Annotated in this window: 10 protein-coding genes; 4 read left to right on the plus strand and 6 right to left on the minus strand. The window is 37.3% G+C overall.

Annotation, left to right across the window (positions count from 1 at the left end; genetic code table 11):
• Positions 1-18: 18 nt before the first annotated feature.
• The 5 genes from M900_RS05985 to M900_RS06005 form a co-directional block, all read right to left on the minus strand.
• Positions 19-1,338, minus strand: a complete 1,320-nt coding sequence (locus M900_RS05985; RefSeq protein ID WP_021273960.1) for a glycerol-3-phosphate dehydrogenase/oxidase — start codon at positions 1,336-1,338, stop codon at positions 19-21.
• Between the two features lie 7 nt (positions 1,339-1,345).
• Positions 1,346-2,842 (minus strand): heavy metal-binding domain-containing protein, encoded by a 1,497-nt coding sequence (locus tag M900_RS05990; RefSeq protein WP_021273980.1) that lies wholly within the window; start codon positions 2,840-2,842, stop codon positions 1,346-1,348.
• 39 nt (positions 2,843-2,881) lie between these two features.
• Positions 2,882-5,446, minus strand: a complete 2,565-nt coding sequence (gene secA, locus M900_RS05995) for a preprotein translocase subunit SecA (protein WP_021274003.1) — start codon at positions 5,444-5,446, stop codon at positions 2,882-2,884.
• A gap of 13 nt (positions 5,447-5,459) precedes the next feature.
• Positions 5,460-6,581 carry a M23 family metallopeptidase gene (locus tag M900_RS17010; RefSeq protein ID WP_157680562.1) on the minus strand — a complete coding sequence of 374 codons (1,122 nt, stop codon included), beginning with the start codon at positions 6,579-6,581 and terminating at the stop codon, positions 5,460-5,462.
• A gap of 82 nt (positions 6,582-6,663) precedes the next feature.
• Positions 6,664-7,407, minus strand: coding sequence for a Stp1/IreP family PP2C-type Ser/Thr phosphatase (locus M900_RS06005; RefSeq protein WP_021273964.1), 744 nt, complete (start codon positions 7,405-7,407; stop codon positions 6,664-6,666).
• 222 nt (positions 7,408-7,629) lie between these two features.
• On the opposite strand from M900_RS06005, the gene M900_RS06010 reads away from it, so the two are divergent.
• The 4 genes from M900_RS06010 to M900_RS06025 all read left to right on the plus strand — a co-directional run bounded on the left by M900_RS06010 (position 7,630) and on the right by M900_RS06025 (position 14,262).
• Entirely contained in the window at positions 7,630-9,690 is a 2,061-nt protein-coding gene (locus tag M900_RS06010; protein ID WP_021273959.1) for a PrkA family serine protein kinase, read from the plus strand.
• A 33-nt stretch (positions 9,691-9,723) separates the two neighbouring features.
• Positions 9,724-10,842, plus strand: a complete 1,119-nt coding sequence (locus M900_RS06015) for a DUF444 family protein (RefSeq protein WP_021273997.1) — start codon at positions 9,724-9,726, stop codon at positions 10,840-10,842.
• Positions 10,843-10,846: 4 nt separating this feature from the next.
• Complete coding sequence (locus M900_RS06020; protein ID WP_034731699.1) at positions 10,847-12,331, plus strand: SpoVR family protein; 1,485 nt, start codon at positions 10,847-10,849, stop codon at positions 12,329-12,331.
• 68 nt (positions 12,332-12,399) lie between these two features.
• Complete coding sequence (locus M900_RS06025; protein ID WP_021274000.1) at positions 12,400-14,262, plus strand: FecR domain-containing protein; 1,863 nt, start codon at positions 12,400-12,402, stop codon at positions 14,260-14,262.
• Here M900_RS06025 and M900_RS06030 read toward each other — a convergent pair.
• Complete coding sequence (locus tag M900_RS06030) at positions 14,233-15,630, minus strand: hypothetical protein (RefSeq protein WP_157680564.1); 1,398 nt, start codon at positions 15,628-15,630, stop codon at positions 14,233-14,235. The genes M900_RS06025 and M900_RS06030 overlap by 30 nt on opposite strands.
• Between the last annotated feature and the right edge of the window lie 36 nt (positions 15,631-15,666).

Raw genomic sequence — 15,666 nt, forward strand, 5'->3', positions numbered from 1 at the left:
ACCACTGCGAGGGGGCAGTTAAGGGAGACTGGTCCTTCTTCTTAAGTCTTCGGGACACCGCACGTGCTCATAAGTTTTGATTGCATTGATGATTTCCTCAGTCAGCTCTTGATCTGAAAAAGTTCTAATTCCTGACTTGTATCTAAAAGGAGACATCGAAAGAGTTGAATTGTACTTTGTATTTAGCTTCTTACAGATGACGCTTGCAACTTCTTTTGCCATGACTCTAAAAGTCGTATATTTTCCACCTAGGATCACATGCATATTATGCTTTGGTTGATAATACTTATGATTTCGTGCTGTCTTGGCCCTATCATTTGTATCATCTTCTTTAACAAGAGGTCTAAGTCCTGCGAATTTGCCTACAACATGTTCGTGATTTACTTTTGCGTTAGGGAAGTACTCATTTAAGTTCGCAAGTAGATAATCAACTTCTTCATCGCTTACTTGCATATCAAACTTGTTTCCGTTGTATTCAACTTCTGTTGTCCCAATTAGAATGTGATTTCTTTGCGGGATGACAAAAATTACTCTGCCATCCTTGGGTGTTAATACTAGTGGAGAGCTAATGTTGACTGAGTCCTTCTTTAGCCAGAGATGACTTCCTTTTGAAGGGAGAAGCTTGCGACTCCATTTGAAATCAGGATGATCAATAAGAAGTTCGTCTGTAAATGGGCCTGTTGCAAAGACAATTTCATTTGCCGTTACTGTTTTCTCTGTATTGCTTAGTTCGTCGATGATTGTCGCAGTGACGGTGTTACCATTGAATCTGAAGCTTTTTAAGGAAGTGTGATTAATGGCATCGCAATCACTATTAAGTGACCCGTCTGCAATAACTTCGATAGTTAGGCGAGCATCATCGACGATAGCGTCGTGGTAGACGCCGGCGCCTATTAGTCCATTACTTCTTATGTCTGGGAGTGCCTTAACTGTTTGATCCTTGTTGGTCATAAAAAAAGGCTTGTTGTGAAAACTAGAGAGTAGGTCATAAAGGAAGAGGCCACATCTAATCATCCATTTTGGCCTTAGTGAGTCGCTGAAGATTGGCAAATAGAAAGGAGATTCAAAGCATAGATGTGGAGCAATTCTTAGCCATAGGTTTTTTTCGTGAAGGGCTTCAAAAACTAGATCGAAGTCCATGTTTTCGAGGTAGCGAATGCCTCCATGTAGCATTTTAGAACTCTTTGAACTTGTCTGTGAGGAGAAGTCCTTTTTATCGATGAGAAGTGTTGAAACTCCGTTGAGACTTAGGTCCCTATAAATACCTGCACCGACAATTCCACCACCAATGATAAGACAATCATAGTGATCTTTAATTTGATTTTGTGAATTAATCATGTTTTTGTTATCCATTTTTTTCGATAATCACTGCATCACCTGAACATTGAAGTTGATAGAGGGAGTCCCCGTCTTCTTCTTGATGATTAAGTACTGGAGTGAGAGTGTGCCCAATAGAGATAATTGCGTTGGCGCCTTTTTCAAAGGCCTGATCTTTGAGTGTTTTTATCATGAGGTCATAAATTTCTGTGGAAGAAATTTTGAATTCACTGACGTCGCCGTTGCCATCGAATTGAGTGGTTTGTTCACTTAGGTCCCCAAGCGAAACAAGGCGAGAAGTCGTGATGACTCCAATATGTTCGACAATTGTTGTTCCAGCTATTTGATGCTGCTTGGAAACAAGTAGGTCTTCAATAGAAAATTTATGTTGTGCTTTTTTATATTTCTTATCTTTGTTTTGAAAGATACTTCTCTTGGTTACTAGGCCTTTGTTCTCATTCTCGTAAGAGCGACTAGGGTGGATATCTTCTGATAGCCCAACTTGGATATCGACACAGTATTTTCTGAGCTTGGAGGCCAAGTAGATTGCACTATATTCTGAAATTTGGGCAATCAGGAGGTTCCCCAGCATCATTGATTGTTTGTAAATAGATTCATTGTCGCCAAGAAGGCCATGCTCATTGAGGATTGCTAGGATTGAATCGTGGACGTCTTCGCTTAACAGATCTTTTAAAAGAATTGAGAAAGCGGGATTTCCACCGACTTGCACGCTACCGTATGAGATATTTTTTGCAAATTCTTTAACATCTTTAAAATCTTCTCGTGGTGCTGAGTCTGAAGATGATGAGTATGAAGGTGTTTCTTCGTGAATAACTTGTACGGCCGCTGGGGAGTCTGTAAAACTGTCCTCATCTTGCACTGATTCATATGCGAGGTCTTGCTCTTCGTAGTCTTCCTCGTCCTCTGCAGAAAATTCATCGCCCGTATTATCTTCAAAGTCTTCTTCTGTATTGTCTTCGCTTAATTCAAAGCCGTCACTAAGCTCTTCTGTCTGTTCTTCAGGACTTTCTTCGTAGTCTGGGTAGGCGCTATCATCAAACTCGCTAGAGAATTCATTTTCTTCGGAGTCTGACTCTGAAGACATTTCAAATGAGTCTTCTGTATCATCTTCTGGCTCACCTAGCTCATCTAGCTCATTATTATCGTCGGAAGGAAACTCTGGGAACTCAGAATTTTGAAAAGACATTGTGGCATCTTCTACGTCTTCATCCGATTCACTTGGAATATCTGGGAATGCCAAATTTTCTTCATCTGAGTTATCAGTGAAATTATTATCTTCAGATTCATTACTGCTTAAATTAGGATTGAATTCTTGAAAATTATTGAAGTCCTCTGAGTCTTCATCGTCTTCAAGATCGTCGAGATTGGCAAGCGGAGCACCTATTGTCTCAATTGGTGGTGGTTCATCGTCAAAGAGAGAATCGGTCTCAGGATCCTCTTGGTGTAGAAATTCCGAGAGGTCTTCGATCCTTGTTAAATCTTCCTTGTTAGACTTTTTGCTCATATGCTTGCCATCCTTGGCGTTTAAATGTGAGGGGGCTAGTTAAGCCCCGTGACAATGTTTAAATTTCTTTCCTGATCCACATGGACAGTCGTCATTTCTTCCAACTTTTACTTGTCCTCTTTGAAGTGGAATCGCTCTTCTTGCTTCTGCTTCTGCTTGTTTTTCTTCAGCTTCTTGCATTGCTCTGTAAGCATCAAGTTGCTTTTGAAGCTCTTCTTCGTGCTTTCTTCTAAGCTCTGCAATTTCTTCTTCAGTATAAAGTCTTACTGAGAACATATTTCTTACAACACTCTTTTTAACTTCAACTCTGATTTCTTCAAATAGTCTGAAAGCTTCTCTCTTGTATTCAGTTAGAGGGTCTTTTTGAGCATATGCTTTAAGGTTGATACCTTCTTTCATATGGTCCATTGAAAGTAGGTGATCTTTCCAGTGCCCATCAAAAGTAGTGAGAAGAATTTCTCTTAGAGCAAGAGTAACTTGCTTTTCTTCATAAGCAGAAAGTTTCTTTTCAAGAATTTCGATTGCAGTATTTGCGAAATATTTATCGAGGTCACCTTCGTATTTTTGAGAGCACTCAAGGGCAGATATTTCGTAATCAGTGTTGAAAGTTGTTTTGAAACCATTTGCCATTTCATCCCATGGCCAGTTTTCAAGAGGTACTTTCTTTTCAGTTCTATATGTATCGATTAGGTGAGAAGCAACGTCTTCTGTCATTTCTTTAACAAATCCCATATTGTCCATGTCTGATAGAATATCTTTTCTGATTCTATAGATGACTCGTCTTTGCTCGTTCATTACGTTGTCAAATTCAAGAAGGTGCTTTCTAATTTCAAAGTTGTGAGTTTCAACTTTTTTCTGTGCTTTTGCGATGGCGTTAGAGATCATCTTGTGCTCGATTGGCTCATCTTCTTCCATTCCAAGAGTTCCCATAACTTTTGAAATTCTATCACTTCCAAAAATTCTCATAAGATCATCTTCGAGAGATAGGAAGAATTTTGAACGACCAGGGTCACCTTGACGACCTGAACGACCTCTTAGTTGGTTATCGATACGACGAGACTCGTGTCTTTCTGTTCCAAGAATAAATAGACCACCTAGGGCCTTGACCTCGTCATTGATTTTAATATCTGTACCACGACCGGCCATATTCGTTGCAATTGTGATTGCACCTTTTGTACCAGCATTCTTAATAATTTCGGCTTCTCTTCCGTGTTGCTTAGCATTTAGTACGTTGTGTGCAATACCTGCAGCTGTAAGCTCTTCAGATAAGTGCATTGAGCTGTCAATTGAAATGGTACCAACAAGAACAGGCTGACCTTTAGCGTGCAGTTCTTTGATAAGTTTCACGATTGCTCTGTGCTTCGCAGCTGTGTTTTTGTAGATAACATCTGCATCGTCAATTCTTGCAATCGGTAGGTTCGTTGGGATTACCACAACATCAAGGCTGTAGATCTTTTGAAATTCTTCTGCTTCAGTATCGGCAGTACCAGTCATCCCTGAAAGCGTTTCATACATTTTAAAGTAATTTTGAAATGTAATTGAAGCTAGAGTTTGGTTTTCACTTTTTAGTTCAACGCCTTCTTTTGCTTCGATTGCTTGGTGTAGACCATCAGACCAACGAGAACCAGTTTTTAATCGACCAGTGAACTCGTCAACGATAATTACTTCACCTTCTTTAATAACGTAATCAACGTCAAGTTTAAATAGGTTGTGAGCACGTAGCGCCTGGTTTAAGTGGTGAAGAAGTTCTGAATTTTGAATATCGTAGAGGTTATCTACTTTCATCATTTCTTGAACTTTTAAAATACCTTCTTCTGTAAAGATTGCAGATTTTGATTTTTCATCAATTGTGAAGTGCTTTTCTACTTGTAGTTTTGGGATCACTCCATTTGCTACGTGATATAGTTTAGAGTCACCTTCACTTGGTCCTGAGATTAGTAGGGGAGTTCTCGCTTCATCAATTAAAATCGAGTCAACCTCATCTACAATACAAAAATGGAAATCTCTTTGAACATAGTCATCAAGAGAGAATTTCATATTGTCTCTTAGATAATCGAATGCGAATTCGTTATTTGTTCCGTAAGTAATATCTGATTGGTAAGCGGCTTTTCTATCTTCGTCACTCATGTCTGAAACAATACAACCAACAGTCATTCCTAACCAGTTGTAGAGTACACCCATTTCTTCCGCATCACGACTTGCAAGGTAGTCGTTAACTGTTACAAGGTGAGCACCTTTCCCCTCAAGGGCCTTAAGGTACAGAGCAAGAGTCGCAGTTAGGGTTTTACCTTCCCCTGTCTTCATTTCTGCAATTTTACCTTCAAAAAGAACGATACCACCGATGATCTGTACATCGTAGTGTCTCATTCCCATTGCTCTTTTTGATGCTTCTCTTACTGTTGCGAAAGCTTCAGGAAGTATATCTCTGACTTTTGCACCATCTGCTAGCATTTTTTTTAGTTTTGGTGTTTGAGCTTTTAGTTCTTCATCGCTTAGTTTTTCCATCTCTGGTTCAAGAGAATTGATCTTTTGAACGAGTGGTTGCATTTTTTTGATATCCCTATCATGTTTTGTGCCAAATAAAGCCTTCATTGGGTTTAGCATATTTTCTCCTAATCTAATCTAAAATGTAGTAAAGAGGATCCACTGGCGTTCCGTTAACGCGAACTTCATAGTGAAGGTGAGGACCTGTTGAAAGACCTGTGTTTCCTGTCTTTCCAATTAAATCACCTCTTTTAACTCTTTGTCCTTTTTTGACAAGAAGCTGCGAGTTGTGAGCGTATAGTGTTTCTAGTCCATATCCATGGTCGATTTCGATATAGTAACCAAAACCAGGAGTCTTACTCGATGTTTTAACGATTCCATCTGCAGGGGCGAGAATATCTGTTCCAACAGGGGCTCCAACATCAAGTCCTTCGTGCATCTTCACTCTATCTGAGTAGTGACTGACACGTGGGCCGTAGTAAGACGTAATCCAACCATATGACGGCAGTAGCGTCGGCGTGGACTTTAAAAATGAATCTTTATCTAAGAGGTATTGATCAAGGCCGTTAATCCTATTTTCTAAGGCGCCAGCAATCTGTCTCATAATGGTAAAGCGATAATCGAAATAAGCAAAACTGATAGCGAGTTTAAAACTCTGCTTAATTAATTCGTTCCACTCTTTAGTATAACTATAACCAGTAAGAAGACCAAAGTTGGTCGCTATTTTACGTTCGTATAAATCTTTGATGTCTTGAAACTTTTCGACAGAGCTAACTTCTTCGACTGTTTTTTTTACCTCAGAAATAAGGTCATCCTCTTCCGTAGGAAGGGAGATTGAGTCCGGAGAACGTTCACTTGGTGATTTGCCGCCATGAGAGTGGTCGTGGTCGAGATCTTTGGCCTCAATACCAGGGTTAAACTTTAAAGGCTTCGTTTGGTTAACGTCTTTAAAGCCAGTAATGACCCTCAATTTCTTTTCAAATTGTTGAACTCTCTCAATATCATCAGTGAGAGTGTTGAGTTTCATATTGAAGAGCTGAATCTGTTCTTTGAGTTGTCTATTTTCGATCGAAAGGTGTCTGTTTTCGTAAACTTGTCTAAGAATCTTCACATAGTCGTAACTTAGGATACCGATTATCGCCACAACAACCAAGATGAAGAAAATAAAACTATTGAATATTATTCGTGGAACCCTAAAGGACTTAACACCTTTTTCCTTTTCGGGAATTACCATGATTGTGTAAAAACGACTCAAATCCGTGACCTCGTAAACAACTAATTATGAAAGCATTTTAGTTTTCTTATTAGGTGTTTGCAACTTGAAAAAGACAAAAATACTATTGCGCAGCAGCGATGATGACCGAGATATTGTCTTGACCACCATTTTCATTGGCCTGTCGCACTAGTCTTTGGACGCAGTCTCTTATTTTTGTGAAGCTCAGTTTTTTACCGATTAGGTCTTTTTTAATCATATAGATGATATCTTCATCTGATACTTTTCCGTGTAAACCGTCAGAACAGATAAGAAAGAAGTCGCCTTTTTTCAATTTATAATTGAAGACGTCAATTTTTACATTTTCTTCAAAGCCGACTGTGCGCGAAAGAATATTCTTATGAGGGTCTTCTAATGCTTGTTGTCTAGTATAAAGACCCATGTTCATTTTTTCTTGAACTAGTGAGTGATCTTTAGAGAGTTGAAAGATATTTTCACGACTAATCAAGTAGGCGCGAGAGTCTCCAACGTTACCAATAGTTACATTGTCGTCACCGAAAATCATCGCAACCACAGTTGTTCCCATTCCTCTTAAAGTTTCGTCATTGTCAGCAAATCTTTTAATGTTGTTATTAGCATATAAGATTGCATCTTTCATGTGCTTGTCGCGTGCATTTTTAAGATCTACTGATTTGAGATACTCTGACATATGTTTGATGGCCATTGTTGATGCGAGTTCTCCTCCAGAGTGTCCTCCCATTCCGTCTGCTACAATATAGACATGGTCCGAGTTATTTAGATAAATCGAGTCTTGATTTGTATCTCTTTTTCTTCCGATATCGCTAATCCCTGCAGCTATAAATTCCAAAATATTCTCCATCTGTGTATTTGAATATATTGGTTATATTTTCTAAAGGTGTGAAATTTTTGTCAAATTGGGGCAAAAAAAGTACCTGAACAAAATGGTGTCTTTTTGTCTCTATGTAATTTGTTAATTATATGCAATTTTTTTATGGTTTTACTTTGTTTATCCCCACAAGAGTGTATAATTAAATAGTATTAATGAACCACTCAAGGACGGGAGAGCTTCATGAGTAAATTAAATGTAAAAGAATTCGTAAGTGAGCATTATAAAGTACAAGATTTTGCTCATCTAAACTGGTCTGGCTCGTTTCAAGATTATGTTAATCTTGTTTCTGAGAATCCTAAAATTGCTAGAAATGCCTTTCAAAGAATCCACGATATGATTATGTCATACGGGACAAGTACGTATAACGAATACAAGAAAGAAATTACTCGTTATCACTTTTTTGATGATCCAAATAATAATGGAAAAGATGCTGTCTTTGGAATTGATGTTCATTTAATGAAACTTGTGAACTTCTTTAAAGCTGCGGCCCTTGGCTATGGAACAGAGAAAAGGGTTCTTTTACTTCACGGTCCAGTTGGTTCTGCAAAGTCATCTATTGCAAGAAATTTAAAGAAAGGCCTTGAGCATTATTCAAGAACTGACGATGGAGCTATATATACATTCGAATGGTATGATGCTGAAGAGAGCGACATTCTTGGCGGACAGAAAAACTTTCCATCACCAATGCATGAAGATCCATTAAAGCTTATTCCTGTTGAAATTAGAAAAACTTTCTTGGAACAAATTAATAAGGGCTTAAAGTCTGAAGACAAAGTAAAAATAAAAGGCGAAGTATGTCCGGCCGATAGATATATTCTTAACGAATATATGAAAAAATATAACGGTGATTTTAATAAAGTTGTTGAGAATCATGTACGTGTTAATCGTCTTATTCTAAGTGAGAAAGATAGATTAGGTATTGGTACATTCCAGCCAAAAGATGAGAAGAACCAAGACTCAACAGAGTTAACAGGAGATATCAACTACAGAAAGATTGCTCAATATGGTTCAGATTCTGATCCTAGAGCGTTTAACTTCGATGGTGAGTTTAATATTGCAAATAGAGGTATTATTGAATTTATCGAGATGTTAAAGTTAGATGTTGCTTTTCTTTATGACCTACTTGGTGCTTCACAGGAACAATCAATTAAGCCGAAAAAATTCGCGCAAACAGATATAGACCTTGTTATTCTTGGTCACACTAACGAGCCAGAATTTAGAAAGCTTCAAAATAATGAATTCATGGAAGCTTTAAGAGATAGAACTGTTAAAATCGATGTTCCATATATCACTAGGCTAGATAATGAAGTGAAAATTTATCAAAGAGATTTTAATAACGAAAAAATTCCACACGTTCACGTAGCTCCTCACACGCTTGAAATGGCTGCAATGTGGGCGGTACTGACTCGCCTTGAAGAGCCGAAGAAAGCTGATTTAACACTTCTTCAAAAAATGAAATTATATAACGGTAAAACATTGCTTGGTTATAATGAAGATAATGTTAAAGAACTTAGAAAAGAAGCGGTGAGAGAAGGACTTGAAGGAATTTCTCCACGTTATATTCAAGATAAGATTTCTAATGCTCTTGTTAAGCATGGTCACACTGGATCTTTAAATCCATTTATGATCTTTAATGAACTTGAGTCAGGTCTTAAGCATCACTCATTAATCAATTCTTCTGAGCAAGGTGAAAAGTTTAGAGAATTATTAGCAATCGTTAGAGAAGAGTATACTGACATTGTTAAAAATGATGTTCAAAAGGCAATTTCACTTGATGAAACAGCAATTGAAACTCTCTGTGCTAACTACATCGATAACGTTAAGGCTTATACTCAAAAAGAAAAAGTTAGAAATAAGTACACTGGCAAGCTAGAAGAATCAGATGAGAGATTTATGAGAAGTATCGAAGAGAAAATCGATATTGCAGAATCTCGTAAAGATGACTTTAGACGTGAAATCATGAACTATATTGGAGCGCTTGCAATTGAAGGTAAGCAATTTGATTATAAGATGAATGAAAGACTTCACCGTGCACTTGAATTAAAGCTTTTTGAGGATCAAAAAGATGCAATCAAACTTACAACAATTATTTCAAACGTTGTTGATAAGGAGACACAAGAGAAGATCGATATCATCAAGTCACGTCTAATCAAGAATTATGGTTACTGTGAGATATCTGCGACAGATGCTCTTAATTATGTTGCTAGTATTTTTGCAAAAGGAGATAGCGCTAAGTCTTAGGACTTTGCGCTCCCACTAAGCTTGGAGGCGTGAGTGGATCATCCAATTAAACGAGATCATGCAAGATTTCGTAAAATTATCAAAGGTAAAATCAGAGACAATCTGAAGAAATATGTTTCTCGCGGAGAAATGCCTATTCCTAAAGGGAATGGGCAATTTAAAGTTCCAATGCCATCAATTAACACGCCAAGATTTAAATTTGGTGACAAGAGCCAAGGTGGTTCAGGACAAGGTGATGGACAACCTGGAGATCCAGTTGATGGACAACCAGGAGAAGGACAACCGGGTCAAGGGCAAGAAGCTGGTCAAGATGAAGGAGCGAAGGAGCTTGAAGTTGAAATGTCTCTTGACGAGCTTGCAAGTATTCTTGGCGAAGAGTTAGCGCTACCTAAAATTGAGCCGAAAGGTAAAAAGAATATGCAGTCAACTGTCGATCGCTACACAAGTATCGGTACAGTTGGACCAGATGCTCTTAAGCACTATAAGCGTTCTTATAAAGAAGCGCTAAAGCGTCAAGTAGCAATGGGGACATATGATCCAAAGAATCCTGTCATTATTCCAATTAAAAGTGATATGAGATATCGCTCCTCTGATACTAAGATTGAATTTGAAAATTCCGCCGTTGTTATTTATATGATGGATGTTTCAGGTTCGATGGGTGATGAACAAAAAGAAATCGTTAGAACAGAATCTTTCTGGATCAATCTATGGCTAAAGTCGCAGTATAAAGATATTGAAATTCGCTATATCATTCACGACGCCACAGCGAAAGAAGTTGATGAAGAGACATTTTTTAGAACACGAGAAAGCGGTGGGACACTAATTTCATCTGCATTAAAAGTATGTCGTGAAATTATTCAAAATGACTACAACTCTGCTGAGTGGAATATTTATCCATTTCATTTTTCTGATGGTGATAACTGGTCAACTGAAGATACAAAGCTTTGTCTTGATATTTTAAAAGAAGACATTATTCCAAATTCTAATGTGTTTTGCTACGGACAAGTCGAGTCACGCTATGGTTCAGGGCAGTTTTATAAAGACCTCGCAGCTGTTTTTGGTGAAAACCATGAAGATGTTATCTTAAGTAAAATTAAGAGTAAGGAACACATCTTAGAATCGATCAAAGACTTTCTTGGAAAGGGAAAATAATATGATGGAGAGAACAAAACCACTAACTGGAGAACTTCTCGAATTACGCGATGAGATTTACGGTTACGCAACTGCGTATGGACTTGATTTCTATCCTGTTGTTTTCGAAGTTTGTAATTACGATACTGTTTGTATTTTGGCTGCAAATGGCGGTTTTCCGACAAGATATCCACATTGGCGCTTTGGAATGGAGTACGACCAACTCTCTAAAGGTAATACATACGGTTTTCAAAAAATTTATGAGCTTGTGATCAATACAGATCCTTGTTATGCATATCTATTAAGTAGTAATCGTTATGTTGATCAAAAGCTTGTTATGGCCCACGTTTATGGACACGCTGATTTCTTTAAGAATAATGCGTGGTTTGCTTCTACCAATAAGAAGATGATGGATGTGATGGCCAACCATGGAACAAAGATTAGACGTTACATGGAAAAGTATGGTCACGATAAGGTTGAGGCATTCATTGATATTGTTCTCTCTTTTGAGAATCTCCTTGATGTGAATGAATTATACCGCACGGCAGACTTTGCTGCTAAGACGGTTTTTGATGAAGATTTCGTGATGCCAGATGATCGCTCATCTGTTCTTAAGTCTTTTATGAATTCTAAAATTGGTGGAAAACCAAAAGAATTGGCGAAGCCTAAAGAAGATACTCCTCTGGATAAAATCGATGAAAAGGTAAAAGGAACTCGCGATATTATGAAGTTCCTGATGGACTATGCTCCAATTGAGGAATGGCAATCAGATATTCTTGGAATCCTTAGAGAAGAGGCATATTATTTTCTGCCACAACGAATGACGAAAATTATGAATGAAGGGTGGGCAAGTTACTGGCACTCTAAAATCCTAACTCAAAAAGCGCTTCGCTCTTCTGAGATCGTTGATTTTGCAGACATCCACTCTGGTGTTATGGCCATGAGTCAGAAGTCAATAAACCCATATAAAATCGGAATAGAACTCTTTAGAGATATCGAATACCGCTGGGATACGGGGAAATTTGGTAAGGACTATATGGAGTGCGATGACCTTCAGACGAAATCAAATTGGAACCGTGAAACAAATATGGGACGTGAGAAGATCTTTGAGGTACGTAAGTCTCACAATGATATTACTTTCATAGATGAATTCTTCACTGAAGAGTTCTGTGATCGCATGCAACTATTCACTTATAAGTTTAATCCACGTACAGGAAGAAATGAGATTGATTCTCGCGACTTTAAAGAAATTAAAGGGAAACTCCTACAGCAGCTTACAAATTTTGGTAATCCAATCATTGAGGTTGAATCTGCCAACTTTAAAAACAGAGGAGAACTTCTTTTAAAGCATGTTCATCAAGGAGTTGACCTCGATATTAACTTCGCAAAGGATACGATGAACAATCTATATAAGATTTGGAAACGTCCGGTTGTTATATCTACAATCATTGAAGAAAAGAGTGTTTTCTATATTCATGACGGAAAAGAGTTAAAAGAATTAAAAGAGTAAAACCATTGACCATGCCTTTAATTTGAGTCAAAATTATATTAAAATAACTCAGATTAAAGGCTTTATAAATGTCTCTCAAAAATATCATTTTTTGCATATGTTTATTTCTAAATTCATATGCATTTTCTCGCTCATCAATTGCAACTGTCGAAATTGTAAAAGGTAATGTTACAAAACTTATCCCTGGGGCTTTGATTGCTAATAAAGTTAAAACTGGAGACGAGCTTTATGAAGATACAAGTGTTGTAACGGGACCTAGAAGTTTTGTGAAAATCACTTTCATTGATGATTCTAAGATTTCAATTGGGCCACAATCTAAAGTTGTTATAAATCTTGTTCAAAAAGAAGCTGGAAGTGTGATTTCTCTTTTAAAGGGAAAGATTAGAACTTCTGTTATTCCAACAGAGGAAAAAGAAAAAAACAAATTCTATATCAAGACTCGTACAGCGGCCCTTGGCGTACGAGGAACAGAGTTTCAAACAATTTATAACCCAGAGAATAAAATCACAAACCTTCTAACTTTTAGAGGGGAAGTGGCCATGGTTAATATTGAGAAAGAAGCTCACTTGCAAGCTAGTGAAGTTGAGGCTGATTCAGTCTCTGTTGAAAGAGATGCTGATAATAAACTTCAATTGGAAAATAATCCTATTAAGTCTCAAGATGACAAGATTGCTAATCTTATCAATTTAAATGAGGCCTTAAAGGCTTCAGATGCGGTTGTTGTTAAAGGTGGACAATTCTCTGGAACAACTACTGAGCTCGATAAGGTCTCTCTTCCAGTTAAGATTAATCCAGTTCAACTTGGTATGTTGTATGCTAATGATACATTCACGAATAAGGATGCTAGAGACTCCAAAATTATTAAAAATGTTGGTGAGGTAGAAAAATTTGTTGCAGTAAAGCAGGAAGACCAGATCCCACCACCTGAAGGTTTTTATAACGAAAAGACTGGAGAGTATGCACCTAAGGCCGGAGGTCTAATTGATACTGAGACAGGTCTTTATATCCCGCCTGAAGCTGACGCAAAATTTGATGAAGATAGACAGATCTTCGTTCCAAATAAAGTGGGACGCCTTGAGGTTGATACTGGTGAGTATATCGCTCCACGAGGGATGAAGCTTGATGCAAGAAATGGATTTGTTATTCCGAATTCCCATAATCAAAAAATAGCAAGTCTTGTTCAACTGAAAGAATCGATGAATGATAGCATGGGTAAAGAGTTATTCATTGAAAAAGAAAAGAAAGCAGAAGATGTAAAAATTTATTCCCTAAGAGAAGAGTTTACGAAGGATCTTGTTCTGTTCTACGGGCATAGTTTCTCACGCGATCTTAAAGTCAGTGAGCGATCTGATTCATTTGATAATGAAGATCTCGCCCTTGATGGTTCAAAAGAAGTAGGGGTTGACTGGAGAATGGCCGGGAATGGTGATTATAGACCTAAAGTAGATTTCTCATTCACAAGAGCGGACTATAAAGGAGCACGAGATTATAAGGGAACAAGCTCTTCTCTTTATTCTTTTGGTTTTGGTGTTGATAAATATATTACATCAAGGTTCTTTATTGGTGCGGAGGTTAATATTCACCAGCAGATTTTCGCTCTTACAAACACAGACAAAGACCTTGCTCGTGTAACTCTCACTACTTTTATGCTAACTGGTGACTATGTTTTTGCTAAATGGAAGAAAGCATTCTTCAATCTTCATACAGGGATTGGTACAAACTTTTATAAGAAAGATGATCTTGTAAGAGTTAAAAATGGTCTTGCCTTCGAACTCGGTCTTGATTTTGGATACTGGATTAATCAGAAAAATCAACTAAAGATTGGACTACTAATTAATGGTGAAGATGCTGACATTGCAGGATCTGGATTCTTTGCCAATAACTCTTCTCACGAAAATGGATTAAGATTCGTTTTCGGCCATGTCTTCTAGATAAGGGTCCTCAACGATATCAAGCTCAATAATGTCTTTTTGCTTGATAAAGATGGACTCTTGGATTTTTGGATATAATTTTTTCTGAGTAAGATCTTCAAGAAAAGTTGTCACCTTGAAATCTTTCTTTTTAAAATCTTTGATATCTTTATGGTAATCCTTCCAGATCTGTGACTGAAAATGCAACCAGCAGTTAACTCCATCATAACGGATACAAGCTGTATCTGAAGTTTGCACCCAGCGATTATCCATTTCATTGAAGTAGATATAGCTCTCAAGCAATAGGCCTTCAAATGGCATTTTCTTATTATAATCGTAGTAGAGCCTCTCTATTTCAAAGGAAGCTCGTTGAAACTTCTTCTCTTGAACAAGAAATGATGTCGTCAATAATCTTTTTTCACGTTCATAGAGGGCCACTGGAATTACTTTTGATAATGCTAATCTTCCGTTCTTGTAATTCCCTGTGATCCAGCTGTTAGCAGTTAACAAGAGATTTGCATTGATACTATATGGCCTACGATTCAATGATGATAGAATATGAGCATATGAAGTTTTATAGTCATTGTCTCTTGAACTTAATAGCGCTTTTAAGTAAGCAGCGTTTGAGTTATTGATATCCTCAATGAAGTCCTTTGCTTGTGCCTTGTCATCAATTCGATACAAGTTGTAGGCAATTAAAGTCCTTAGAATATCGTTTTGAAATGCTTTTTCTGGAAGCATATCTATCGTATCAACTACAAACTTTTCATTGCCAAGAAGTAGTCCAAATTTTAGCCAAGATCTTAGATGGTCATCTTTGTTATAAATACCAAGTCTACGAACAATATTCGTGTAGTATTTAAAGTCTTTCACTTGCTGGGACTTAAAATTTTCAACATAATCAAGCCAAACATAGTCATTCAGTGAGTACTCAAAGTTAAGAGCTTTACATCGAAAGAAATCGCCTTTTAATTCATCAGTATATTGGCCATAAAGACTAGAAGCAATTTTAAGTAGACAAATTTTTTGAAAATTGGCCGTGTCTGAAAATCTTGGATCTTTTAATAGCTTTGATGTTTCTTGAAAATTTCCAGTTGAGAAGTAAGCTATTGCTAGATATCTTTTTGCTAGAAGAGTTAGCTTGTTCTTTTGATTCTTTTCTACTATTTGCGAAAGAAGTTTGATTGCACCATTCGCATCTCCACCTAGTAGGGCGATCTTGGAGACCTGAAGGTCTTTAATAAAATCATTTTTCTTTTCTATCTCCAATGTTTGCATTAATTCTTGAATCTCAACGTCGTTATAGATCGACCAATCAAGGTTAAGCTCATTGAGTACTTTTGCGTACAAATTGAATGAAAATACTATGAGTATTATTAACTTCTTCATATTAAACATTTCGGGTTAAATTCCGATAACTTAAAT

Origin of the sequence: Bacteriovorax sp. Seq25_V (assembly GCF_000447795.1) — a bacterium.
Lineage (GTDB): Bacteria > Bdellovibrionota > Bacteriovoracia > Bacteriovoracales > Bacteriovoracaceae > Halobacteriovorax_A.

What these genes read in the sequence shown, in the direction of transcription:
- M900_RS05985 (WP_021273960.1), bottom strand. Translation starts at nt 1,338, where the DNA reads ATGATTAATTCACAAAATCAAATTAAAGATCACTATGATTGTCTTATC.
- M900_RS05990 (WP_021273980.1), bottom strand. Translation starts at nt 2,842, where the DNA reads ATGAGCAAAAAGTCTAACAAGGAAGATTTAACAAGGATCGAAGACCTC.
- secA (WP_021274003.1), bottom strand. Translation starts at nt 5,446, where the DNA reads ATGCTAAACCCAATGAAGGCTTTATTTGGCACAAAACATGATAGGGAT.
- M900_RS06010 (WP_021273959.1), top strand. Translation starts at nt 7,630, where the DNA reads ATGAGTAAATTAAATGTAAAAGAATTCGTAAGTGAGCATTATAAAGTA.
- M900_RS06020 (WP_034731699.1), top strand. Translation starts at nt 10,847, where the DNA reads ATGGAGAGAACAAAACCACTAACTGGAGAACTTCTCGAATTACGCGAT.
- M900_RS06025 (WP_021274000.1), top strand. Translation starts at nt 12,400, where the DNA reads ATGTCTCTCAAAAATATCATTTTTTGCATATGTTTATTTCTAAATTCA.
- M900_RS06030 (WP_157680564.1), bottom strand. Translation starts at nt 15,630, where the DNA reads ATGAAGAAGTTAATAATACTCATAGTATTTTCATTCAATTTGTACGCA.